18 protein-coding genes are annotated in these 25,226 nt (G+C 58.8%); 12 read left to right on the top strand and 6 right to left on the bottom strand.

Annotated elements, in window-relative coordinates; translation table 11 throughout:
* Window positions 1–112: 112 nt before the first annotated feature.
* Window positions 113–550 (bottom strand): universal stress protein, encoded by a 438-nt coding sequence (locus AB4N44_RS07925; RefSeq protein ID WP_038369392.1) that lies wholly within the window; start codon window positions 548–550, stop codon window positions 113–115.
* 103 nt (window positions 551–653) lie between these two features.
* Here AB4N44_RS07925 and AB4N44_RS07920 point away from each other — a divergent pair, with 103 nt between their 5' ends.
* The 7 genes from AB4N44_RS07920 (at window position 654) to AB4N44_RS07890 (ending at window position 9,050) form a co-directional block, all read left to right on the top strand.
* Complete coding sequence (locus AB4N44_RS07920) at window positions 654–1,091, top strand: hypothetical protein (RefSeq protein ID WP_127929156.1); 438 nt, start codon at window positions 654–656, stop codon at window positions 1,089–1,091.
* Window positions 1,092–1,609: 518 nt separating this feature from the next.
* A complete protein-coding gene (fadB, locus tag AB4N44_RS07915) occupies window positions 1,610–3,757 on the top strand; it encodes a fatty acid oxidation complex subunit alpha FadB (protein WP_122607489.1) in 2,148 nt (715 codons plus the stop codon).
* Window positions 3,758–3,786: 29 nt separating this feature from the next.
* Window positions 3,787–4,962 (top strand): acetyl-CoA C-acyltransferase FadA, encoded by a 1,176-nt coding sequence (gene fadA / locus AB4N44_RS07910; RefSeq protein WP_007910465.1) that lies wholly within the window; start codon window positions 3,787–3,789, stop codon window positions 4,960–4,962.
* Between the two features lie 98 nt (window positions 4,963–5,060).
* Window positions 5,061–5,297, top strand: coding sequence for a DUF1653 domain-containing protein (locus AB4N44_RS07905; RefSeq protein WP_017337558.1), 237 nt, complete (start codon window positions 5,061–5,063; stop codon window positions 5,295–5,297).
* Window positions 5,298–5,411: 114 nt separating this feature from the next.
* The gene (gene topA, locus AB4N44_RS07900; RefSeq protein WP_034156438.1) at window positions 5,412–8,042 is read left to right on the top strand and encodes a type I DNA topoisomerase; all 2,631 of its coding nucleotides are present in this window, start codon (window positions 5,412–5,414) and stop codon (window positions 8,040–8,042) included.
* Window positions 8,043–8,185: 143 nt separating this feature from the next.
* Window positions 8,186–8,710, top strand: coding sequence for a DUF6586 family protein (locus tag AB4N44_RS07895; RefSeq protein WP_460109398.1), 525 nt, complete (start codon window positions 8,186–8,188; stop codon window positions 8,708–8,710).
* Window positions 8,711–8,816: 106 nt separating this feature from the next.
* Entirely contained in the window at window positions 8,817–9,050 is a 234-nt protein-coding gene (locus AB4N44_RS07890) for a hypothetical protein (RefSeq protein WP_003226592.1), read from the top strand.
* A 93-nt stretch (window positions 9,051–9,143) separates the two neighbouring features.
* Here the strand turns inward: AB4N44_RS07890 and sulA are convergent, their stop codons facing one another.
* Together sulA and lexA are read right to left on the bottom strand one after the other, a co-directional pair.
* Window positions 9,144–9,617: an SOS-induced cell division inhibitor SulA gene (gene sulA, locus AB4N44_RS07885; RefSeq protein ID WP_150751290.1), complete on the bottom strand. Its 474-nt coding sequence runs from the start codon at window positions 9,615–9,617 to the stop codon at window positions 9,144–9,146.
* 10 nt (window positions 9,618–9,627) lie between these two features.
* Window positions 9,628–10,236 carry a transcriptional repressor LexA gene (lexA, locus tag AB4N44_RS07880; protein ID WP_003226590.1) on the bottom strand — a complete coding sequence of 203 codons (609 nt, stop codon included), beginning with the start codon at window positions 10,234–10,236 and terminating at the stop codon, window positions 9,628–9,630.
* 229 nt (window positions 10,237–10,465) lie between these two features.
* On the opposite strand from lexA, the gene AB4N44_RS07875 reads away from it, so the two are divergent.
* From AB4N44_RS07875 to AB4N44_RS07860, 4 genes are all read left to right on the top strand, one after another.
* Window positions 10,466–11,173 carry a TetR/AcrR family transcriptional regulator gene (locus AB4N44_RS07875; protein ID WP_007910473.1) on the top strand — a complete coding sequence of 236 codons (708 nt, stop codon included), beginning with the start codon at window positions 10,466–10,468 and terminating at the stop codon, window positions 11,171–11,173.
* Between the two features lie 158 nt (window positions 11,174–11,331).
* A complete protein-coding gene (nagZ, locus tag AB4N44_RS07870; protein WP_127929153.1) occupies window positions 11,332–12,342 on the top strand; it encodes a beta-N-acetylhexosaminidase in 1,011 nt (336 codons plus the stop codon).
* A gap of 10 nt (window positions 12,343–12,352) precedes the next feature.
* Complete coding sequence (locus AB4N44_RS07865) at window positions 12,353–13,090, top strand: S-methyl-5'-thioinosine phosphorylase (protein ID WP_127929152.1); 738 nt, start codon at window positions 12,353–12,355, stop codon at window positions 13,088–13,090.
* 9 nt (window positions 13,091–13,099) lie between these two features.
* Window positions 13,100–16,393 carry a DEAD/DEAH box helicase gene (locus AB4N44_RS07860; RefSeq protein ID WP_460158203.1) on the top strand — a complete coding sequence of 1,098 codons (3,294 nt, stop codon included), beginning with the start codon at window positions 13,100–13,102 and terminating at the stop codon, window positions 16,391–16,393.
* Between the two features lie 124 nt (window positions 16,394–16,517).
* Here the strand turns inward: AB4N44_RS07860 and AB4N44_RS07855 are convergent, their stop codons facing one another.
* Genes AB4N44_RS07855 through mfd form a run of 3 tightly spaced genes read right to left on the bottom strand, consistent with a single transcriptional unit; the run spans window position 16,518 to window position 23,246 of the window.
* Window positions 16,518–19,208, bottom strand: coding sequence for a DEAD/DEAH box helicase (locus tag AB4N44_RS07855; RefSeq protein ID WP_460109403.1), 2,691 nt, complete (start codon window positions 19,206–19,208; stop codon window positions 16,518–16,520).
* 11 nt (window positions 19,209–19,219) lie between these two features.
* Window positions 19,220–19,786, bottom strand: a complete 567-nt coding sequence (locus tag AB4N44_RS07850; protein ID WP_127929149.1) for a CsiV family protein — start codon at window positions 19,784–19,786, stop codon at window positions 19,220–19,222.
* A 10-nt stretch (window positions 19,787–19,796) separates the two neighbouring features.
* Entirely contained in the window at window positions 19,797–23,246 is a 3,450-nt protein-coding gene (mfd, locus tag AB4N44_RS07845) for a transcription-repair coupling factor (RefSeq protein WP_460109406.1), read from the bottom strand.
* A 354-nt stretch (window positions 23,247–23,600) separates the two neighbouring features.
* Here mfd and AB4N44_RS07840 point away from each other — a divergent pair, with 354 nt between their 5' ends.
* Complete coding sequence (locus AB4N44_RS07840) at window positions 23,601–25,064, top strand: glyceraldehyde-3-phosphate dehydrogenase (protein ID WP_016986741.1); 1,464 nt, start codon at window positions 23,601–23,603, stop codon at window positions 25,062–25,064.
* Window positions 25,065–25,226: the final 162 nt, after the last annotated feature.

Below are 25,226 nucleotides of genomic sequence, written 5' to 3'. Positions count from 1 at the left end.
TGGAGACCCAATGTGGGAGCGAGCCTGCTCGCGAATGTGGTGTGTCAGGCGGCATTAATGCTGAATGTGCCGGCGCCTCGCGAGCCGGCTCGCTCCCACAATGATCAGTGCTTCAGCGTTTGACCAGGTGTACCGCTAATACATCGCATGGCGCGCCGTGCAGCACGTCATTGGCGGTCGAGCCCAGCAATAGCGCCAGACCGTGACGGCCATGGCTGCCGACCACGATCAGATCGCACGTTTGTTCTTTGGCGAAATGATGGATTTCCTGGCGTGGCTGGCCATAGGTCAGGTGGCAGTTGGCGCCCTCAAGCTCTGAGTATTTGGCTTTCAGACGCTCCAGGCGCTCCTTGGCCTGATCGAACTGCTGTTGTTGCAGTTGTGACAGATCCATCGGCACGTCGCCGCCGAATGCCATGGCCATCGGTTCGACAATATGCACCAGCGACAGCTTGGCGTTATTGCTCACCGACAGCTCGCGGGCGCGGTGAATCACAGGGTCGCACTCTTCGGTCAGATCTACGGCGACCAGGATGTGGTGGTAGGGCATGAGGTGCTCCTCGTGAGGTTTCAATATTGTTAAGTATGGCTGGTTTCAAGCGCATTGGTTCCAAAGTGACACAATGCGCTCACCGAGAATTGGGAATAGAGATATGACGGTCTGGTTGGTGGTGTCAATCCTGCTGGTGGTTTTAAGTCCGCTGGCGTGGTTGCGCCCATCGCGCGCGCAAAGCGGTCGCATCGCTTTGCGTATGGAGGCACGACGCATCGGTCTGGCCATGCAGCTGGCGCCTCAGGAATGGCCGCACTGGCTGGCGCAAGAGCCGCCGAATCCGTGTGCGCAGTATCATCGGCCACGTCGCAGCAAGCAGCCTGTCTGCTGGACTTACTGGCAGAAATCGCCGGGTATCTGGGTTAATCAGTGGCAGGAAGTCTGTGAAGATCGGGCGCTGCTCAATCATTTCGAAAAGTTGCCGGGCAATGTTTTCAAAATCGAGGCGGACAAGCAGATGATCGCTCTGTATTGGGGTGAGAAGGGTGAAGCGACGGTTTTGCTGGATATCGATGCCACTCTGAAAGCGCTGGCGTGACGCGCGGACTTTTCCCACTGCAACGGTGGGGAAGGTCCGGCAGACGCGCAATAAAAAGCCCGACATGATTCATCGGGCGGGGTTGGCCAGGCAGGCCGGAAATCTTTTCTGATGCAGGTTCAGTCAGCGCATTTTCCTGTCGTCCACCCAGCGTAGCCCTTTAAACAGGGGCTGCTGCAAATTAGGGCGACTTTTCTAACTATTGATTCTATGAATGGGTCCACATGCAGACGCGTGTTGCGGGTCTTCGTCTTACAGAAATGACCGCAAAGTCGCATTTCAACCCGTATTTTGGGCGATTGACAATTGTCGGAAATTCCGTGAAGGTGACGTACCCAAATCAAACGGGCGTATGAATTGAGCGTTTGTCTTACAGACTGCTCCTACAGAATCCCGACTATCGCGTTGGCGGGTGTGCCGGGTGGATTGGCGTCAGCATCGACGAAAAAACGTCCTGCCGAGCCATTCGCCTGCGTCCGACGTGTACTGTTCAGCTTCCATATCGTGGAGATCAGTTGATGATTTACGAAGGTAAAGCCATCACGGTTAAAGCTCTTGAAAGTGGCATCGTCGAATTGAAATTCGACCTCAAGGGTGAGTCCGTCAACAAGTTCAACCGTCTAACCCTGAACGAACTGCGTCAGGCCGTAGACACCATCAAGGCAGATGCTTCGATCAAGGGCGTGATCGTCAGCAGTGGCAAGGACGTGTTCATCGTCGGCGCCGACATCACCGAATTTGTCGACAACTTCAAGCTGCCGGATGCCGAGCTGGTTGCTGGCAATCTCGAAGCCAACAAGATCTTCAGCGATTTCGAAGACCTCAACGTCCCAACCGTAGTGGCCATCAACGGCATCGCCCTGGGCGGCGGTCTGGAAATGTGCCTGGCGGCTGACTATCGCGTCATGTCCACCAAGGCCAAGATCGGTCTGCCGGAAGTCAAACTGGGCATCTACCCAGGCTTCGGCGGCACCGTGCGTCTGCCGCGCCTGATTGGTGTCGACAACGCCATCGAATGGATTGCCTCCGGTAAGGAAAACCGCCCTGAAGACGCCCTGAAAGTCAGCGCCGTCGACGCCGTGGTTGCTCCGGAGAAGCTGCAGGAAGCGGCTCTTGAGCTGATCAAACGCGCCATCTCCGGCGAGTTCGACTTCAAGGCCAAGCGTCAACCCAAACTTGAAAAACTCAAGCTGAACGCGATTGAACAAATGATGGCATTCGAAACCGCCAAAGGTTTCGTCGCCGGTCAGGCTGGCCCGAACTACCCGGCGCCGGTTGAAGCGATCAAGACGATCCAGAAAGCCGCGAACTTCGGTCGTGACAAGGCGCTGGAAGTCGAAGCAGCCGGTTTCGTCAAGCTGGCCAAGACCTCTGCCGCGCAGAGCTTGATCGGTCTGTTCCTGAACGATCAGGAGCTGAAGAAAAAGGCCAAGGCCTACGACGAAATCGCCAAAGATGTGAAGCAGGCCGCTGTACTCGGCGCCGGCATCATGGGTGGTGGTATCGCTTATCAGTCGGCCTCCAAAGGTACGCCGATCCTGATGAAGGACATCAACGAGCACGGTATCGAGCAGGGTCTGGCCGAAGCCGCCAAACTGCTGGTTGGCCGCGTTGATAAAGGTCGCATGACGGCTGCGAAAATGGCTGAAGTGCTCAACGCCATTCGTCCGACCCTGTCCTACGGCGACTTCGGTCACGTCGATCTGGTTGTCGAAGCTGTGGTCGAAAACCCGAAGGTCAAGCAAGCCGTACTGGCTGAAGTCGAAGCTCAGGTCAAAGAGGACACCATCCTCGCGTCCAACACCTCGACCATTTCCATCAGCCTGCTGGCCAAGGCCCTCAAGCGTCCGGAAAACTTCGTCGGCATGCACTTCTTCAACCCGGTGCACATGATGCCGCTGGTAGAAGTGATCCGTGGCGAGAAGTCGAGTGAGCTGGCGGTTGCCACCACCGTTGCCTACGCCAAGAAAATGGGCAAGAACCCGATCGTCGTCAACGACTGCCCGGGCTTCCTGGTCAACCGCGTACTGTTCCCGTACTTCGGCGGTTTCGCCAAGCTGGTAAGCGCCGGTGTGGATTTCGTCCGTATCGACAAGGTCATGGAAAAATTCGGCTGGCCGATGGGCCCGGCGTACCTGATGGACGTGGTCGGCATCGACACCGGTCACCACGGTCGCGACGTGATGGCTGAAGGTTTCCCGGATCGCATGAAGGATGACCGTCGTTCGGCCATCGACGTGCTGTACGAAGCCAAGCGCCTGGGCCAGAAGAACGGCAAGGGCTTCTACGCCTACGAGGCCGACAAGAAAGGCAAGCAGAAGAAAGTTGCCGATCCATCGGTGCTGGAAGTGCTCAAGCCGATCGTTTACGAGCAGCGCGAAGTCACTGACGAAGACATCATCAACTGGATGATGATCCCGCTGTGCCTGGAAACCGTGCGTTGCCTGGAAGACGGCATCGTTGAAACTGCCGCCGAAGCCGACATGGGTCTGGTCTACGGTATCGGTTTCCCTCCATTCCGTGGCGGTGCGCTGCGCTACATCGACTCGATCGGTGTTGCCGAGTTCGTTGCCCTGGCTGACCAGTACGCTGATTTGGGCGCGCTGTACCACCCAACCGCGAAGCTGCGCGAAATGGCCAAAAACGGCCAGAGCTTCTTCGGTTAAGCGCCCCCAACTAGAGTGAGAGTGAACTTATGAGCTTGAATCCTAGAGACGTCGTGATTGTCGACTTCGGTCGTACTCCGATGGGCCGCTCCAAGGGCGGCATGCACCGCAACACCCGCGCCGAAGACATGTCGGCGCACCTGATCAGCAAATTGCTGGAACGCAACGCCAAGGTCGATCCTGCTGAAGTCGAGGACGTGATCTGGGGCTGCGTCAACCAGACCCTGGAGCAGGGCTGGAACATCGCGCGCATGGCGTCGCTGATGACCCAGATTCCGCACACTTCGGCCGGCCAGACCGTCAGCCGTCTGTGTGGCTCGTCGATGAGCGCGTTGCACACCGCTGCACAAGCGATCATGACCGGCAACGGTGACGTGTTCGTGGTTGGCGGCGTCGAGCATATGGGCCACGTGAGCATGATGCACGGTGTCGATCCGAACCCGCACATGTCGCTGTACGCGGCAAAAGCCTCGGGCATGATGGGTCTGACCGCTGAAATGCTTGGCAAAATGCACGGCATCACTCGCGAACAGCAGGACGCTTTCGGCGTGCGTTCCCACCAGCTGGCCCACAAGGCAACTGTGGAAGGCAAGTTCAAAGACGAAATCATCCCGATGCAGGGCTACGACGAGAACGGTTTCCTGAAACTGTTCGACTACGACGAAACCATTCGTCCGGAAACCACCCTGGAAAGTCTGGCGGCCCTCAAGCCTGCCTTCAATCCAAAGGGCGGCACCGTGACTGCCGGTACTTCGTCGCAGATCACCGATGGTGCTTCGTGCATGATCGTGATGTCGGCGCAACGTGCACAGGATCTGGGTATCCAGCCAATGGCGGTTATCCGTTCGATGGCAGTGGCGGGTGTGGATCCGGCAATCATGGGCTATGGTCCAGTTCCGGCTACACAAAAAGCCCTGAAGCGTGCGGGCCTTGGCATCAACGATATCGACTTCTTCGAGCTCAACGAAGCTTTCGCCGCACAGGCTCTGCCAGTGCTGAAAGATCTGAAAGTGCTCGACAAGATGAACGAGAAGGTTAACCTGCACGGCGGCGCGATCGCCCTGGGTCACCCGTTCGGTTGCTCCGGTGCCCGTATTTCCGGCACCTTGCTGAACGTGATGAAGCAGAATAGCGGCACCTTCGGGGTGGCTACTATGTGCATTGGTCTCGGCCAAGGCATCTCCACCGTCTTCGAACGCGTCTAAGCGTCTCGTTGATGGAAGCCGGGGCCAAGTGCCCCGGTTTTTGTTTTTGTGGATTTATTTTGTTTTTATTTTGAAAAAATTTGAGTGAGGGCCAACACATGCCGATACAACCTGGGCTCTACCAACATTACAAAGGTCCGCAGTACCGCGTATTCAGTATTGCGCGGCATTCCGAGACCGAAGAAGAAGTGGTCTTTTACCAAGCCCTGTATGGCGATTACGGCTTTTGGGTGCGCCCTCTGAGCATGTTTCTCGAGTCAGTCGAGGTTGACGGCGAGCAGGTGCCACGCTTTGCTTTGGTGCAAGCCGAACCAAGCCTTTTTTCCAAGGCATAAGGCGAGTGCGCACAGAACCCTGTGCTTGACCTCACCTTGTATCAACTATATATAGCGGTGCCGCGTCAGGCGCCAACCGCCTTTCACTTCTAGAATTCAGGAATTTTCTGATCCATGGGCAAATCGCTGGTCATTGTGGAATCCCCGGCTAAGGCCAAGACCATCAACAAGTATCTGGGTAACCAATACGTGGTGAAGTCGAGTATCGGCCATATCCGAGACCTGCCCACCAGCGGTTCGGCTAGCGCCAGCAAAGAGCCAGCCGCCAAGCGCGGCAAGGCTGCTGCGGGCGAAGGTCCGGTGCTCTCGCCGAAAGAGAAAGCGCGCAAGCAGCTGGTCTCGCGTATGGGTGTCGATCCCGATCATGGCTGGAAAGCCAAGTACGAGATCCTCCCGGGTAAAGAGAAGGTCATCGAAGAGCTGCGCCGGCTCGCCAAAGATGCTGACACCATCTATCTCGCAACCGACTTGGATCGCGAGGGGGAAGCCATTGCCTGGCACCTGCGCGAAGCCATCGGTGGTGACGACAGCCGCTACAAGCGCGTGGTGTTCAACGAAATCACCAAGAAGGCGATTCAGGAAGCCTTCTCGGAGCCGGGCGAGCTGGACATCGATCGTGTCAACGCACAGCAGGCGCGTCGCTTCCTCGACCGCGTTGTGGGCTACATGGTTTCGCCGCTGCTGTGGGCGAAGATTGCCCGTGGCCTGTCCGCTGGCCGTGTGCAATCGGTTGCTGTGAAGCTGGTGGTCGAGCGTGAACGCGAAATTCGTGCGTTCAACCCGGAAGAGTACTGGGAAGTGCATGCCGATCTCGGCACCACCAAAGGCTCGACCGTGCGTTTCGAAGTGGCTCGCGAGAAAGGCGAAGCGTTCAAGCCGCTCAACGAAGCCCAGGCCATGGCTGCGCTGGAGAAGCTCAAGTCTTCCAGCTACAGCATCGTCAAACGCGAAGACAAGCCGACCAGCAGCAAGCCTTCGGCGCCGTTCATCACGTCGACCCTGCAACAGGCTGCGAGTAACCGCCTGGGCTTCGGCGTGAAGAAAACCATGATGATGGCCCAGCGTCTGTACGAAGCTGGCTACATCACTTACATGCGTACCGACTCGACCAACCTTTCGGCTGATGCCGTGGCGATGGCGCGCACCTACATCGAAGACGAGTTCGGCAAGAAGTACCTGCCGGAAACGCCGAACGTCTACAGCAGCAAAGAAGGCGCGCAAGAGGCTCACGAAGCGATCCGTCCTTCCGACGCCAACACCACGCCGAGCAAGCTCGCAGGCATGGAGCGTGACGCTGAGCGCCTCTACGAGTTGATCTGGCGTCAGTTCCTCGCTTGCCAGATGCTGCCGGCGCAATACCTGTCGACCACTGTCAGCGTCGGCGCTGGCGACTTCGAGCTGCGCGCCAAGGGCCGTATCCTCAAGTTCGACGGTTACACCCGCGTTATGCCGCAAATTGCCAAGCCAGGCGACGACGACGTTCTGCCTGATATGGCGCAGGGCGACGTGATGAAGCTGATCAAGCTTGATCCATCGCAGCACTTCACCAAGCCGCCGGCGCGTTACTCGGAAGCCAGCCTGGTTAAAGAAATGGAAAAACGTGGCATCGGTCGTCCTTCGACTTACGCTGCGATCATTTCGACCATTCAGGATCGCGGCTACGTGACTCTGCACAACCGTCGTTTCTACTCGGAAAAGATGGGCGACATCGTTACCGAGCGTCTGTCGGAAAGCTTCTCCAACCTCATGGACTACGGCTTCACTGCCGGCATGGAAGAGAACCTCGATGACGTGGCACAGGGTGAGCGCGACTGGAAAAGCGTGCTGGACGAGTTCTACGGCGATTTCAAAAAGAAACTCGAAGTAGCCGAAAACCCTGAAAGCGGCATGCGCGCCAATCAGCCGGTCATGACCGACATTCCGTGCACGACCTGTGGACGTCCGATGCAGATTCGGACTGCGTCGACCGGCGTGTTCCTCGGTTGCTCAGGCTACAGCCTGCCGCCGAAAGAACGCTGCAAAGCCACCGTCAACCTGGTGCCGGGCGACGAGATCGCTGCGGACGATGAGGGTGAGTCGGAGTCTCTGGTTCTACGCGGCAAGCATCGTTGCCCGATCTGCAGCACGGCGATGGACGCTTATCTGCTCGACGAGAAGCGCAAGCTGCACATCTGCGGTAACAACCCGGATTGTGCTGGCTACGAAATCGAAGAGGGCAGCTATCGCATCAAGGGCTACGAAGGTCCGAGCCTGGAATGCGACAAGTGTGGCAGCGAGATGCAGCTCAAGACTGGCCGTTTCGGCAAGTTCTTCGGTTGCACCAACCCTGAGTGCAAGAACACCCGCAAACTGCTGAAAAGCGGTGATGCAGCGCCGCCGAAGATGGATCCGGTGAAGATGCCTGAGCTGAAATGCGAAAAGGTCAACGACACCTACATCCTCCGTGACGGTGCCTCGGGTCTGTTCCTGGCTGCCAGCCAGTTCCCGAAAAACCGTGAGACCCGTGCTCCGCTGGTGATCGAGATTGTGCCGCACAAGGACGAAATCGATCCGAAGTACCACTTCCTCTGCGACGCGCCTAAGAAGGATCCTGATGGTCTGCCAGCGGTCATCCGCTACAGCCGCAAGACCAAGGAGCAATACGTGCAGACCGAAGTCGACGGCAAGCCTACGGGTTGGAAGGCGTACTTCGACGGTGGCAAGTGGACGGTTGAAGACAAGCGTACCAAGGCCAAAGCAGAGTAAGCGTTAGTCCGACACTGAAAGGCCGCATGAGAACCCTTGGGTTTTCATGCGGCCTTTTTGTTTTGTGCTTGCGGTGGGATCGGCTGATCCACGACACTGTCCGGCCTGTGTGACGCAAATATTTCGTAGTGGAGACTGCCTTCATGGCCCACGAACTCTATACCCGCACCAACCAGAAGATCTATTTCGCCGGCCTGTCGCTCGAAGCCTTGGCTCGCGCTGAAGAGGGGCGGGCGATGAATTCTCTGGCGTTGATTCAGGCTGGGCGTGAATCGGCGCTGTTTCACCTGTACGGCGCCTTGCTGGGGCTTTGTCATGAGATCGCGGGTTTCTATCGTCTGCCGCAGGCCAATTCGCCGCGGGCCGAGATGCTGCTGACGCGTGAAGTGCTGGAGTCGATCGCAATTCCCGAACTGGCGGAAATGGTTGAGTTGGCGGGCAATTCTGAAACCTGGTTGGCAAAACTGCTGGCAGCGCATTCGGCGCTGTTTCAACCGCCACGAGTGCCGCACAAGCCGAAGGGTGATGTGACGCAACCGTTGATTCAGGCGATTAATCTGGATGAAGAAGAAGCGCCAGAAGAGTTGAGTCGAGAGGAGCTGGAGAGCTGGCGGCAGAACTTGAAAGGTCTGGCGATACGTTTCCGCGAAGGCTTGAACGAGTGCTGAGGGCGATTGACACGGTGGCAATCTGAAACATGCTGCTGGTCAAGATCCCGAGCGAAGCCTGAATGATGTCTATATAATCCCTGCCTTTCGTGGAGAACAGACCTTTATGCCAACGTCCTTTCTAGAAATTGTCGAGTTACCCGACGGCCGAATTGAGCTGCGCAGGGCCGAGGACGAGGGTTCTCTGGTGACGCTGGATTTCTCCGAGGATGCCAAGGCGTTCCTGCAAGGTCAGCATGTGGAGATCGCCAAGGCGATGTTAAGCGTCGGCGTGCAAATGGCCGGTCGCATGGTCGAAGGCGAGTTTGATAAGGAAGAGGGGCCGCGGGTTCTTCATTGATCCCCGTCTTTTTCTTTTAGCGTTACTGCTTCAGATCGGCTTCTCTGTCCCTGGAGAAGCCCTGCGCTTCACACAGCGCATGTTGTCAGCCAATCAACCCAAACGAATGTTCAGGCTCTGAGCGTCGCCCGTGCGTGCGGCGCTGATCAGTTGTTGCCGCGAATTCGCGCTCAGCGGGTTGAGCCAGGTGACGACGGTGTGACTGCGACCCAATCGTAGAGCTTCGCATGCCAGTTGCTGAGCGCTTTGAGCGCCTCTTGGTTGCAGCAGCAGAATACGCTCGCGATTCAAGCCGGCATCCCGCAGCCATGTCTGGGTCAGACTTGCAGGAGGCGCTATCAGCGTCAGCCAGCGCGCGTCCTGATCTTCACTGAGTTCGCGAAGGATCGGGGCTAGCAGGTTCAGGCAGTTCCCGGCAGCACCCCGCAGTGACAGCTCACTGAATACTTCGGGTTCGGCATTCCATGGGCGCTCGACGACCTCTTTCAGGATCGGCGCCATCGGTTGCGCCAGAAACGCTTCGAATAAAGGCAGTTGTGTTTGCTGAGGGGTGTGTGGGAACTGCATAAAGCCTCCTTTAGCGGCGGATTACGCCGACACTCAAACCTTCGATCACCAGTTCCTGATCTTTCAGGTCGACTTCGATAGGGGCGAACTCAGGGTTTTCGGCAATCAGCCAGACCTTGCTGCCTTCACGCTTGAAGCGTTTGACGGTCACTTCATCGCCGATGCGGGCGACGACGACCTGGCCATTACGCGCCTCGCGGGTGGTGTGCACGGCAAGGAGGTCACCGTCGAAAATGCCGATGTCCTTCATGCTCATGCCGTGCACGCGCAACAGATAGTCGGCGCGCGGATGGAAGAAGGCCGGGTTGATATTGCAGGATTCTTCGATGTGCTGCTGGGCGAGGATTGGCGCGCCGGCAGCGACCCGGCCAATGATCGGCAGGGTGGAGTCGTCGGCCTTGGCTTCGAAGCCGGGAATGCGAATACCGCGAGAAGCGCCAGGGGTCATCTCGATGGCACCTTTGCGGGCCAGTGCCTTGAGATGTTCTTCAGCCGCGTTCGGCGACTTGAAGCCCAGTTCCTGAGCGATTTCCGCACGGGTTGGCGGATAACCGTTGTCTTCGAGGCAACGTTTGATAAAGGCCAGAATCTCGGCTTGGCGTGGCGTCAGCTTTAGCATATTGATCGCTCTGTCTTTTTATACAGTGACTGGGATTATATACAGTGAAGCGCCCTTGGCAATGCCCGTTTTTTTGTCGGCCGCCAGACGGTCGGCAGCCTTGCTTATTAATGCATCGGTCTTGTGTGGTTAAATAGCTGACCGACCATTCCCAAAACGAACCGGCAGGCTTGACAAGGCACAGGCTGAAACGTATGTTTCAAACAAGTGTTTGTCAGGCGGAGTAGCCATGGCCCAGTCGGAAACCGTTGAACGCATTCTTGATGCTGCCGAGCAGTTGTTCGCGGAGAAAGGTTTCGCTGAAACCTCATTGCGTTTGATCACCAGCAAGGCTGGCGTCAACCTGGCAGCAGTGAACTATCATTTCGGTTCGAAGAAAGCCCTGATCCAGGCGGTTTTTTCGCGCTTCCTCGGGCCGTTCTGCATCAGTCTCGATAAAGAGCTGGAGCGGCGTCAGGCCAAGCCTGAAAACAAGCCAACCCTAGAAGAGCTGCTGGAAATCCTTGTCGAACAGGCTCTCGTGGTTCAGCCACGCAGCGGCAACGACCTGTCGATCTTCATGCGTTTGCTCGGCCTCGCGTTCAGCCAGAGCCAGGGCCACTTGCGTCGTTATCTGGAAGACATGTACGGCAAGGTTTTCCGTCGCTACATGTTGCTGGTCAACGAAGCCGCACCACGCATTCCGCCGATCGAGCTGTTCTGGCGCGTGCACTTCATGCTCGGTGCTGCCGCGTTCAGCATGTCCGGGATCAAGGCTTTGCGGGCGATCGCCGAGACGGATTTCGGCGTCAACACCTCCATCGAGCAAGTGATGCGCCTGATGGTGCCGTTCCTCGCTGCCGGCATGCGTGCCGAGACCGGTGTCACCGACGCGGCGATGGCTACTGCACAACTGCGTCCGCGCAGCAAATCAACGCCGGTCGCCGCCAAGGTTTAACCGCGCACGGGTGGGCGTGGCAGCTTGTATCCGCTAAGCTAGCCGCCCATGCCGACTCACGTTCTGAACCCGATCCTCATAGAAATTGCCGACCTGCCGAGCATGGCTCACGGTAGCGATTTCCTGCGGGTCGGGTTTTTCGTTTTCAAGGAATCTCTATGACTGCTGGCCTGCAAGGCTCGTTGATGGTGGACGTCGCCGGTACCTGGCTGACGGCTGAAGATCGCCAATTGTTGCGTCAGCCCGAAGTGGGCGGCCTGATCATTTTCGCGCGCAACATCGAGCATCCGCGCCAGGTGCGTGAGCTCAGTGCGTCGATTCGCGCGATTCGCCCGGATCTGCTGCTGGCGGTGGATCAAGAGGGTGGTCGCGTGCAGCGTCTGCGTCAGGGCTTCGTGCGTCTGCCGGCCATGCGCGCCATCGCCGACAACCCGAATGCTGAATACCTCGCCGAGCAATGCGGCTGGATCATGGCCACCGAAGTGCTGGCGGTCGGGCTCGACCTGAGCTTCGCCCCGGTGCTTGATCTGGATTACCAGCGCAGTGCCGTGGTTGGCACTCGTTCGTTCGAAGGTGATCCCGAGCGCGCTGCGGTGCTCGCCGGTGCATTCATTCGCGGCATGAACAGCGCCGGGATGGCCGCCACTGGCAAGCATTTCCCTGGCCACGGCTGGGCTGAAGCAGACTCTCATGTCGCGATTCCAAACGACGAGCGCAGCCTCGACGAGATCCGCGCCAACGATCTCGTACCCTTCGCCAAACTCAGCAAACAATTGGCCGCGATCATGCCGGCGCACGTCATCTATCCGCAGGTCGATTCGCAGCCAGCCGGCTTCTCTCGCCGCTGGTTACAGGACATCCTGCGCGGCGAATTGCAATTCGACGGCGTGATCTTCAGCGACGATCTGTCGATGGCCGGCGCCCACGTGGTTGGCGATGCCGCCAGCCGCATCGAAGCCGCTTTGACTGCCGGTTGCGACATGGGCCTGGTGTGCAACGACCGCGCCGCTGCCGAACTGGCCCTGAGCGCCGCACAACGCATGAAGGTCAAGCCGTCCGCGCGCATCGCGCGCATGCGCGGCCAGGCATTCGCCAGTACTGATTACCGGCAGGATCCGCGCTGGCTCACCGCCATCGGCGCGCTCAAAGACGCTCAATTGATCGATTAAGGATTTTGCTATGACGGTTTACGCAATCATCGGTGGCACCGGCCTGACCCAACTCGAAGGCTTGACCATTCGCCAATCGCTGGCGGTGGACACGCCCTACGGCGCGCCATCGGCCGACGTGCAAATTGGCGAATACGCAGGCAAGGAAGTGCTGTTCCTCGCCCGTCATGGCCACCCGCATCGTTTTCCGCCGCACAAGGTCAACTATCGCGCCAACCTGTGGGCGCTGAAGCAGGCGGGTGCCGAGGCAATCATCGCGGTGAACGCCGTGGGCGGGATCCATTCGTCCATGGGCACCGGGCACTTCTGCGTGCCGCACCAGATCGTCGACTACACCAGCGGGCGCGAGCACACCTTTTTCGCCGATGATCTGGAGCACGTCACCCACATCGACTTCAGCTTTCCCTACAGCGAACCGCTGCGTCAGCAATTGATCGCCGCTGTGGCCGCCGAAGGTTGCGAGTACAGCGATCAGGGCGTGTATGCCTGCACCCAGGGCCCGCGTCTGGAAACGGTCGCCGAGATCGTGCGTCTTGAGCGTGATGGCTGCGATATCGTCGGCATGACCGGTATGCCGGAAGCGGCACTGGCCCGCGAGCTGGATCTGGATTATGCCTGTCTGGCACTGGTGGTGAACCCGGCAGCGGGCAAGACCACCGAAGTGATCACCATGGCCGAGATCGAGCAGGCCTTGCATGACGGCATGGGCAAGGTGAAGTCGGCATTGGCGCGGGTGTTGGCCGGCTAAGGGCTGCCCATGAGCATTTTCATCGAACAGCTCAAGTCGTTGGCCTGGACTCAGGCATTCAGTAGCAAGGCGCTGGCCAAGGCTCGCGCTTATGCCGCCGATGATCGGGTAGAGATCATTGAGATCAATGACAAAAAGATCGAGGCGTTCTGCGTCGGTTCGGAAAATCAGGCGTATGAACAAAGCATTTACCTGTCCGAAGATCGGCTGGGTTCCGTCAACTTGCGTTGCCTGTGCAGCTGTCCTGTCGTAATCGACTGCAAGCATTGCGCTGCGGTGCTCTATCACCTGCAGGGCAGTGCTGATGATGCGTCTGAAAGTGACGCACAGATCCCGTTGGGTCGGGCGCTGGAACATTGGCTTTCGACCATCCCCGTTCCGGCCAAGCCTGCTGAAGAAGGCGCGCAAACCGCAGGCACGCGCCTGTTTTACAAGCTCAAGCCAACGCCTGTGAGCGGCAAGTGGCTGCTCGATATTTTCAAGGTTTCCCAGCTCAAGAGCGGCGAGTTACGCGAAGTCAAACCGATGTATTCGCTCGCGGAAATGCTCATGCGTCAGCCCGGCTACCTGTCCGAGCTGGATCTGCGCGTTGCCAGGCTGCTGGTTGCCATGCACTCTCGCCACGCCTATTACAGCGGCTATCCGCTGGAAGGCAGCAGCGGCGCCGAACTGCTGGAAATGCTCCTGCGCACCTCGCGGCTGTTCCTCGATTTCGAGGATCTGCGACCGTTGGTGCCGGGCGCGAAGCGCATCGGTCAGTTCGCCTGGGCCGAGCAGGCCGATGGCGGTTTCCGCGCGCAGTGGAGCAGTGCCGAGGCTGCGCAGGAAACTGTGCTGGCGCTGGAGCCGCTTTATTACCTGGATCGTGAACAGCGGCAGATTGGCCCTCTGTTCAATGAGCTGGAAGAAAAACTGGCCAGCCATTTGACTCTGGCGCCGGACATTCCGGCGCGTCAGGCCATGCAGTTCAGCCATCGCATGAGCGCCGCGACGAGAATCCCGCCGCCACACCAACTGACCGAACGAGTCATCGACGACGTACTTCCGCAGCCGCAACTCACCCTCGTCAGCGGTCGGGAGCGCTCGCGCTGGGAGTACATTCTTGAGCACCGCGCCGCTCTGGTGTTTACCTACAACGGCCAGCCGACGGTGGATCGCAACCCGGAAGTGATGATCCTCAACGGCACCGAAACCCAGCGCATTCAACGCCAGCCTGCGGTGGAAAAGAAACTGCGCCAGTTCCTGCAAAAGTTCGGCTTTAAAAAAGCCACGCGCAAGAGCTCGCTGGATCGTCCCGGCGAGATGTTCACGTTGCCGGATGATTCCGCCTGGCTTGAGTTTATGCACGAAGGGCTTGCCACGTTGCGCGCCTCGAACTGGGAAGTGGAGATGAGTCCCGGCTTTCATTTCAATGTGCAACCGGTTGAGCACTGGTACGCCGAGGTCGAAGAAGAGGCCGGGCATCAGTGGTTTGATTTGCAGTTGGGTATCGTCGTCAATGGTCAGCGCTATAGTTTGCTACCAATCCTTCTGCACTTGTTGCGCACTCAGCCGCGCTTGCTTGACCCGGTCAATCTGGCACAACGCAGCGATGACGAAAAACTCCTGATCGAACTGAAACCCAGCGGTTTTGGTGACTCTTCGGGCGCCAAGGTCGCGCTGCCGCTGAGTCGGGTCAAGCCGCTGATGGCCACGCTGGGCGAGTTGTACTTGGGCGGTCATCAGGGCGATGCACTGCGCTTGAGTGTCCCGGATGCAGCGCGCTTGAGTATGCTCGATGGCGTGCCGCTGGATTGGCAGGGTGGCGAGCGGCTGCGCACCTTTGCCAAGCGCCTGCAGAATTCCAGTCACACCCACGTCGCTGCGCCGGCCGGCCTTAACGCGCAACTGCGCCCGTATCAGCTTGAAGGCCTGAACTGGATGCAGACCCTGCGCGAACTTGGGGTCGGCGGCATTCTGGGCGATGACATGGGGCTGGGCAAAACGCTGCAAACCTTGGCGCATCTGCTCACGGAAAAACACGCCGGTCGCCTTGATTGTCCGGCTCTGGCGGTGATGCCGACCAGCCTGATTCCCAACTGGCTCGACGAGGCCGAGCGTTTCACTCCCCAGTTGAAAGTATTGGCGCTGCACGGCTCGGGTCGGCAAAAGGATTTCGCTGATCTGGCTGAGTACGATCTGGTGCTGACCACTTACGCGTTGCTGCCGAGGGATCTGGAGACCTTGCAGCCGCAGACGTGGAGCGTGCTGATTCTCGACGAAGCGCAGAACATCAAGAACCCGCTCAGCAAAGCCGCGCAGGCCGCACGCGACTTGCAGGCCCGTCAGCGCTTGTGCCTGAGCGGCACGCCATTGGAAAACCACTTGGGCGAGCTTTGGTCGCAGTTTCATTTCCTCATGCCCGGTTGGCTCGGCGACAGCAAGTCCTTCAATCGCGATTACCGCACGCCAATCGAGAAGCACGGCAATGTTCAGCGCATGCAGCACCTGACCGCGCGCATCAAGCCGTTTTTGCTGCGCCGCAAAAAGGACCAGGTCGCCACCGAGCTGCCACCGAAAACCGAAATCGTGCATTGGGTGGATCTCAGCGACGGCCAACGCGATGTCTATGAAACGGTTCGCGTGGCGATGGACAAAAAAGTCCGCGACGAAATTGCCCGCAGTGGCGTGGCTCGCAGTCAGATCATCATTCTCGATGCCTTGCTCAAGCTGCGGCAGGTCTGTTGCGATTTGCGCCTGATCAAGATGCCGATGACAGCAAAGGCACTGCGTTCCGGCAGTGGCAAGTTGGTCAGCTTGATGGAGATGCTTGAAGAGCTGCTCGGCGAAGGTCGTCGGATCCTGTTGTTTTCGCAGTTCACCTCGATGCTCGCGTTGATCGAGCAAGAGTTGCAGCAACGTGACATTGCCTATTCGCTGCTGACCGGTGATACCACGGACCGTCGCACACCGGTGAAGGATTTTCAGGGCGGCAAGGTGCCGTTGTTTCTAATCAGTCTGAAGGCCGGGGGTACCGGTTTGAACCTGACCGCTGCGGATACGGTGATCCACTTTGACCCTTGGTGGAACCCCGCAGTGGAAAATCAGGCAACCGATCGTGCGTATCGAATCGGGCAAAACAACCCGGTGTTCGTTTACAAGCTGATCGCTCGCGGCACAGTAGAGGAAAAGATACAGGCGTTGCAGCAGGAGAAAGCAGCGTTGGCCGGGGCGGTGCTTGAAGGCGGGACGACAGGTGGCTGGAAGCTGGAGCAGACTGACATTGAGGCGCTGTTTGCACCGTTGCCGGTTTCCAAGGATTGAGCCGGGTTTTAACCGTTAGACCGAGGCGCCCTACTCGCGAGCAGGCTCGCTCCCACATGGGAAATGCATTCCAACCGTGGGAGCGAGCCTGCTCGCGAAAGCTATTTAACAGGCGACAAATATCTCAACGCTTGTCGAGCTTGTCCGGTAACGGCGCAAACAGCGCTTCGATATCATCACTCTGCAACTTCCAGTCTCCGGCCTTACGCCCATCCAGCACGCCTGCCGCCAAGTCGGATTTTTCCTTTTGCAGGTGCTGAATCTTCTCTTCCACCGTGCCCCGGGCAATCATCTTGTAGACAAACACCGGCTTTTCCTGGCCGATCCGGTACGCGCGATCGGTTGCCTGATTTTCCGTCGCCGGGTTCCACCACGGATCGTAGTGAATCACCGTATCCGCCTCAGTCAGGTTCAAGCCGACGCCACCAGCCTTCAGGCTGATGAGAAAGATCTGACGCTTGCCGCTCTGGAATTCCTTCACCGGCGTGCGTCGATCACGGGTCTGGCCGGTCAGTAGCGCGTAGGACACGTTACGTTTTTTCAGCTCTTCCTCAATCAACGACAGCATCGACGTGAATTGCGAGAACAGCAGAATCCTGCGTCCTTCCTCGAACAACTCCTCAAGCATTTCCATCAGGCTGTCGAGCTTGCCCGAGGTGCTGCCGCGAGCGGGCAGGGTGGCGTCGTTGACCAGGCGCAGATCGCAGCAAACCTGACGCAGCTTGAGCAGCGCCTCAAGAATGATGATCTGACTGCGCGCCACGCCTTTGCGGGTGATCTCGTCGCGGACTTTCTTGTCCATCGCCAAACGCATGGTTTCGTACACATCGCGCTGCGCTTCGTTGAGATCAACCCAATGGATGATTTCGGTTTTCGGCGGCAGTTCGGTGGCGACCTGTTCCTTGGTGCGGCGCAGCAAGAACGGTTTTATCCTACCGTTCAAGTGCTGAAGTCTGACTTCGCTGCCGCGCTTTTCAATCGGCACGCGGTAATCGGCATTGAAGCTTTTCACGTCGCCGAGCCAGCCCGGCAGCAGGAAGTGAAACAGTGACCACAGCTCGCCCAAGTGGTTTTCCAGCGGTGTACCGCTGAGGCACAGGCGCTGGCGCGCATTCAACTCGCGCGCCGCTTGTGCGGCTTTGCTGTTGGGGTTCTTGATGTACTGCGCCTCATCCAGCACCAACACATGCAACGGCTGCCTGGCCAGGCGTTCAACGTCCTTGGGCAGCAGCGCGTAGGTAGTGAGGATGAGGTCGAAGTCGGCCAGATTGTCGAAATGCTTTTTGCGAGTGGCGCCGTACAGCGCGACCACCTTCAATTGCGGCGTGAAGTGCGCCGCCTCATCGAGCCAGTTCGGAATCAGGCTGGTCGGCATCACCACCATGCACGGCCGATCCAGGCGTCCGGCGTTTTTCTCGCTGAGAATATGCGCCAAGGTCTGTAGGGTTTTACCCAGGCCCATGTCATCCGCGAGAATCCCGCCAACCTCCAGTTGCCGTAGTGATTGCATCCAGCTCAAGCCTTCGAGCTGATAGGGGCGCAGCGTCGCGTTCAAGCCTTGCGGCGCTTCAGCGCTGAAATCACGAATGTCGCGCAGGCGTTGAGCGAATGTGCGGATCTGCTCACCGCCCTCCCACAGCAGCGGCAGGCCTTCCAGCGAATTGAGGCGCGTGGCGTCGGCCTTGCTCAGGCGCAGGGTGGTTTCGCCTGGCTCCTGCAAATAGAACTCGCCGAGCGTCATCAATACCGGCTTCAGACGACCCAGTGGCAACGCCACCTGCAGTGGCCCGTGCTCAATGTTGCGTTGCGGGACGTTGACCAGAATCAGCTCGTCATCGCGGCGGCGCGCGAGGCGTTCCGGGTTGAGGATTTCCGCGTGCGAGCGCATCAGGTTGAGCAGAATCGGTAGCAGGCTCAGGCGCTCACCGTTGACGATGATCCCCAGCTCCAGATCAAACCAGTCGCGATCCGGCACCTGTTCCACCGTGGCATACCAGTCATCCACGGCGGTCAGATCGAAGCCGAATTCCTCATCGATCTGCAGCTCCCAACCTTGGCTGCGCAGCTTCGGCAAATCGTTGAGGGTGAACGTCAGCCAGGCGCTGTCATTGACCATCTCGTAGAGCTCGCCAGCACTTTCCGGCAGCGCTTTGCTCTGTCGCGTGGCGATGCGAAAGCCGAGGATTCTTAACTGTTCGCGGTAGGACTGTTCGACTTCCGGGTGACGTTTTATCCGCAGCGTCTGGGTTTCCTGACGAATCAGGATGTCGCTGTTCTTCTGCCCGCTGACGTATTCGTCGAGATAGCTGAACGACAGCGCCGCACGATGCTGGATGTAGCGCTGCATCTTGCCGTTGCGCGGTTCGAAAGCGCTGAACTCGACACTGGCCAGCCACAGGCGCGGCATCGGCTGCACATTGTCGACCAGCACTTGCGGCGGTGCTTTCGGGCCACGGTTTTCCAGCACGGCCTGGAGTTTCTCCAGCAGCTCGGCGTCTTTGGCGGCGGCGGGGTAGTCGAGGGTTTCCTGGACTTTCAGCAAAACAGCGGCGCAGTGTTTGCAGTTGGTGCGCACCGGGCAGGTGCAGCCAGCGTCCACCAGCAACAAAGTGCCTTTGGCTGACTCGCGCAAATGAATGGTCTGACGGTAAACGTTACCGCCAGAGCCTTCGCAACTGGCGGTAATCGTTGCATCGCCGACCTGGGCGATACGTACCCGGTTTTCCAGGGCGTAACGGCGGCCACGCTCCAGGCTCTGTTCCTTGAATCGGCTGACCCAGGAGGGCGCCAACGGTTTACTCAGCGGCGGGTTCATAAGGACTTCGATCAGTCCGGAATCGCTTCAGGCGCTTCCCGTGGCGCAGGCGCGGTCAGGGAAGTGATCTTGATCAGCAGGGCCAGATGGCCGTTGTCGAGATAGTTGAGTTGGCCGTTCTTGGTGTGGCTGTCCTGTTTCAGGCGCTCGCTGGCGGTGACCAGGCCATTGGCGTCGATCTGATTGACCCAGAAGTCGGCGTTCACATCGGTGAAGCGCCCTAGCTTCATCTCCAGCGTGCCCTCGATCGGGAACTGACCGAATTGCTCCTGGCCGTCGCTGACGGCCACTTTGGCTGGCGTCTCACCGAGGGTTTGCTGCCAGGCCTTGTGCATCAAGACTGTGTAGTCGCCGCTGGCGGTGAGCTTGGTGACGACGTCATTCAGCGCAGGTGTGCGCTGGCTGTCATCGGCCAGGCGCTGGGCGCCAGCGGCCCAGTCTTCCGGCGCGGCACGGCTGACGATCGCCGGCACGGCGTTCTGGCGAACCAGAATCATCTCGACCTGATATAGGTCATCGGCAAACGCCGTAGGCGCTACCAGGGTCAGCAGCAAAGTCAGCGAACGAAACAGGCGCATTGGGCGTCCTTCAAACAGTTTTCGGGAGAAGGCGCTCAAACAGCGCCTCTACAGTATTAAAGCGCTCTTCCGGACGTTCCATCGGTACCTGGAACTTGAACATCGTCGCACCTTCGAATTTGTAGCGTTTTGGCTGGCTCTGGATCAGCTTGATCAGCGTCATCGGATCGACCGGCGTCTGCGCTTCGAACTCGATACGTCCACCTTGCGGGCCGCCATCGACCTTCTTGATGCCCAATTGCTCGGCCTGCAACTTCAATGCAGTGATGCGCACCAGATTTTTCGTCGGTTCCGGCAGCAGACCGAAACGGTCGATCATCTCGACTTGCAGATCCTTCAGGCCTTCCTCGTCGGTGGCCGAGGCAATGCGCTTGTACAGAATCAGGCGCGCGTGAACGTCCGGCAGATAGTCTTCCGGAATCAGCACCGGTACCCGCAGGTTGACTTCCGGGCCTCCGCCCAGCGGTTGATCGAGGTTCGGTTGTTCGCCCTTGCGGATCGCCTTCACCGCGCGCTCAAGCATTTCCATATACAGCGTGAAACCGACGGCTTGAATCTGCCCGCTCTGGCCGTCGCCGAGCAATTCGCCGGCACCACGGATTTCCAGGTCGTTGGTCGCGAGCACGAAACCGGCGCCGAGATCCTGCGTATTGGCAATCGCTTCCAGACGCTTTTCCGCGTCCGAAGTGATTTGCTGGCGCGGCGGCGTCAGCAGGTAAGCGTAAGCCTGGTGGTGACTGCGGCCAACGCGACCGCGCAACTGGTGCAGTTGCGCCAGACCGAACTTGTCGGCGCGCTCGATGATGATGGTGTTGGCGCTCGGCACGTCGATGCCGGTCTCGATGATGGTCGAGGCGATCAGCACGTTGAAGCGCTTGTGATAGAAGTCGCTCATCACCTGTTCGAGTTCGCGCTCGCGCATCTGCCCGTGACCGATGCCGATACGCGCTTCCGGCACCAGTTCGGCGAGATCGGCGGCGCACTTCTCGATGGTTTTCACATCGTTATGCAGGTAGTAAACCTGGCCGCCACGCAGCAGTTCGCGGAGCAGGGCCTCTTTGACCGTGCTCTTGTTCTGCTCCATGACGAAGGTGCGCACCGACAGGCGTCGCGCCGGCGGCGTGGCGATGATCGACAGGTCGCGCATGCCCGACACCGCCATGTTCAACGTGCGCGGAATCGGCGTGGCGGTCAGGGTCAGAATGTCGACTTCACTGCGCAGGGCCTTGAGCTGTTCTTTCTGGCGGACACCGAAGCGGTGTTCTTCGTCGATGATCACCAGCCCGAGGTTTTTGATTTTTACATCGTCGGACAGCAGCTTGTGCGTGCCGATGACGATGTCGATCTTGCCTTCCGCGAGATCGGCGATCGCCGCATTCACTTCCTTGGCCGACTTGAAGCGGCTCATCACTTCCACAGTCACCGGCCAGTCGGCGAAGCGATCACGGAAGCTGTTGTAGTGCTGCTGGGCGAGCAGGGTGGTCGGTACCAGAATCGCCACTTGACGACCGCCATGCACAGCGATGAACGCCGCGCGCATGGCCACTTCGGTCTTGCCGAAACCGACGTCACCGCAGACCAGTCGATCCATCGGTTTCGGCGCGAGCATGTCTTCGCGCACGGCTTCGATGGTCGATTGCTGATCCGGGGTTTCTTCGAACGGGAAACCGGCGCTGAACGTCGCGTAATCGGCTTTCGGGTCGGCGAACGCGTAGCCTTCGCGAGCGGCACGACGGGCATAGATGTCGAGCAGTTCAGCGGCGACATCGCGCACCTGTTCGGCGGCTTTGCGCTTGGCTTTCTGCCAAACCTCGGAGCCGAGGCGGTGCAGCGGGGCCAGGGCGTCGTCGCTGCCGGTGTAGCGCGCAATCAAATGCAGGTTGGCCACCGGCACGTAAAGCTTGGCGTTCTCGGCGTATTCGAGGGTGAGGAATTCGGCTGCCTGATTGTCGATTTCCAGAATGGTCAGGCCCAGATAGCGGCCGACACCGTGATCGATGTGCACCACCGGCGCGCCTTCGCGCAGCTCGGTGAGGTTCTTGATCACCGCATCGTTATTGCCGTCGGCACGCTTCTCGCGGCGGCGACGTTGCATCACGCGTTGGCCGAACAGCGGACTTTCCGCGACCAGTGCCAGCGCCGGGTCATCCAGCATCAGGCCTTCGTCGAGCGGGGCAATGGTGATCGCCAGGCGATCCTTGCTCGCGACGAAGTCTGGCCAGCTGTCGACGGTTTTCGGCCGCAGCTTCAGGCGCTCCAGTAACTCCAGCAGCACTTCGCGACGGCCGGCGGATTCGGCGGTGAACAGCACGCGTCCGGGGAATTCATTGAGGAAGGCGGAAAGCGCGGCCAGCGGTTGCGTGGCTTTGGCTTCAATCGCCAGATTCGGCAGTGCTTGTGCAGGAAAGCGCTCACGGCCGATGCCGGTTTCCACGTCTTGCTGGCTGGCGACCACACGTGGCCAGCTCTTCAAGCGAGCGAAGCAATCTTCCACCGGCAGGAACAATTCCGCCGGTGGCAATAATGGACGTGAAGGATCGACGCGACGTTCTTCGTAACGATTGCGCACGTCGTTCCAGAAATTCTCCGCTGCTTGCTCGATGCCCGGCAACGAGAACACTTGGGTGTCTTGCGGCAGATAATCGAACAGCGTCGAGGTTTCGTCGAAGAACAGCGGCAGGTAGTACTCGATGCCGGCCGGGGTAATCCCGCTGCTCAGATCCTGAAAAATCGGGCAGCGACGGAAGTCGACGTCGAAACGCTCGCGGAAGCGCGCCTTGAAGCGGGTCACCGCGTCTTTTTGCAGCGGAAACTCGCGGGCCGGCAGCAGCTTGACCGACTCGACCTTGTCGATGGAGCGCTGGTTTTCCGGATCGAAGGTGCGCAGGGTTTCGATTTCATCGTCGAACAAGTCGATGCGATACGGCAGTTTGCTGCCCATCGGGAACAGGTCGATCAACGCACCGCGTACGGTGAACTCGCCGTGTTCATAAACCGTGTCGACGTAGCGATAGCCGCTGGCTTCGAGGCGCGCACGCATCTGTTCAACGTCGAGCTTCTGGCCGACATCCAGCACCAGACTGCTGCCGAGCAGGAATTTGGTCGGCGCCAAGCGATGCAATGCCGTGGTAATCGGCACCACCAGCACGCCGTGGGCCAACTCCGGCAGCCTATATAGGCTGGCGATGCGTTGGGAAATGATGTCCTGGTGCGGCGAGAACAGGTCGTACGGCAGGGTTTCCCAGTCAGGGAAATGCAGCACGGGCAAATCCGGGGCGAAGAAACTCAGCTCCTGTTCCAGTCGTTCAGCGCTCTGGCTGTCGGCGGTCAGTAGCAGGGTGAAGCGCTTGGCAGCGCTGGCAGCCTCGGCAATCGCCAGGCTGAGGGCAGCACCGGGCAAATTGCCCCAATGCTGTTTACCTGCCTCGGCAGGGAGTAGCGGTAGACGCAGAACGGGCACGGAAGGTTGAGCTCCAGGCTTTGCGACAAAGTCGGTAATTGTAGCGGCGTCGGGTGCCGCCTGTCAGTTGCAGACTACGTCTATCTTCGCTGTTTGGACGAAATGTAGTGGTAACCATAAAAAGCAGGCGTTTTTTTGTGGTTATGTAGTGCCGAAAGTGGCTGGTGTTACGGAGGGTTACAGACATCGTCTAACAGTCGTCGAAAAATTGACTGCGCTGAAAGCCCCGGTTTTACTGGGCTTGAGAGGGGCGTAATTTTTTTGAACGGAATTTTGTTACCGATTTCGCGACAAGCGCGCATTGCTACAGGAGGTTGTCAGCGGCATAATGTAGCCCCTTTTTTCTGCCCCTACATGTGGAAGGTTACCGTGACTCAGAAGCCCGACCAGTGTCTTGGTGAATGGATCGACCGTGAAGCACTCGCAGAAGCGATGATTCCGCTTATCGGTCAGCTCTACCGCAATAACAACGTGGTGAGCTCGATCTATGGCCGCAGCCTGATCAACCAGTCTGTCATCGCGATTCTCAAAGCTCACCGCTTTGCTCGCCACCGTTCTTCCGACGACAGCGAACTCTCCGTCCACGAAACATTCCCACTGCTCAAAGCCATGAGCGAGCTAAAGCTCGGCGCGGCTTCGGTGGATCTGGGCAAGTTGGCGTTCAAATTCCGTAACGAAGGCAATGGCCGCAGCGCCGAGCAGTTCGTTCGTGAAGAAATGGCTGACGTGGTTGGCCAGCAAAACGCTTCCGCACGTAAAGGCACTGACGTTGTGCTGTACGGCTTCGGTCGTATCGGCCGTCTGCTGGCGCGCATCCTGATCGAAAAAACCGGTGGTGGCGACGGCCTGCGTCTGCGTGCCATCGTCGTGCGCAAAGGCGCCGAAAACGACCTGACCAAACGCGCCAGCCTGCTGCGTCGCGACTCGGTACACGGTTCGTTCAACGGCACCATTACCATCGACGAAGAAAACAACACCATCACCGCCAACGGTAACCTGATCCAGGTCATCTACGCGAAGAACCCGACTGAAGTGGATTACACCCAGTACGGCATCAAAGACGCGCTGCTGGTGGACAACACCGGTGTATGGCGTGACGCCGATGGCCTGGGTCAGCACTTGCAGTGCCCGGGTATCGACCGCGTTGTTCTGACCGCGCCTGGCAAGGGCAAGCTGAAGAACATCGTGCACGGCATCAACCACGGTGAAATCACCGCTGACGACAAGATCGTGTCCGCCGCTTCCTGCACCACCAACGCCATCGTGCCGGTGCTGAAAGCAGTCAATGACAAGTTCGGCATCATCAACGGTCACGTCGAAACCGTTCACTCGTACACCAACGACCAGAACCTGATCGACAACTTCCACAAGGGCGATCGCCGTGGTCGTAGCGCCGCGCTGAACATGGTGATCACCGAGACCGGTGCTGCCACCGCTGCTGCCAAGGCCCTGCCTGAGCTGGCCGGCAAGCTGACCGGTAACGCGATCCGTGTTCCGACGCCGAACGTGTCGATGGCCATTCTCAACCTCAACCTTGAGAAAGCCGCCACCCGTGAAGAGATGAACGAGTACCTGCGCTACATGGCGCTGCACTCCGATCTGCACAAGCAAATCGACTTCGTCAATTCGCAGGAAGTGGTTTCGACTGACTTCGTCGGCTCGCGCCACGCCGGTGTGGTCGACGCTGAAGCGACCATCGTTCAGGACAACCGCGTTGTTCTGTACGTCTGGTACGACAACGAGTTCGGTTACAGCTGCCAGGTGATCCGCGTGATGGAAGACATGGCTGATGTGAATCCGCCAGCGTTCCCGCGCTAAGCGATAGCTGCACATGAAAACGCCCCGGCTTTGGTCGGGGCGTTTTTGTTTGTGTGCCTTTTAGAGCTGTGTTGTCAGTACCGGCCCCTTCGCGAGCAGGCTCGCTCCCACACTGGATCTGTGTCGCTTAGAAAATCCCCTGTGGGAGCGAGCTTGCTCGCG

The sequence above is a fragment of the Pseudomonas sp. S3_C06 genome (genome assembly GCF_054667675.1).
Note: the sequence above shows the minus strand (reverse complement) of the source record. Positions and strands in the feature narration are given on the sequence as shown.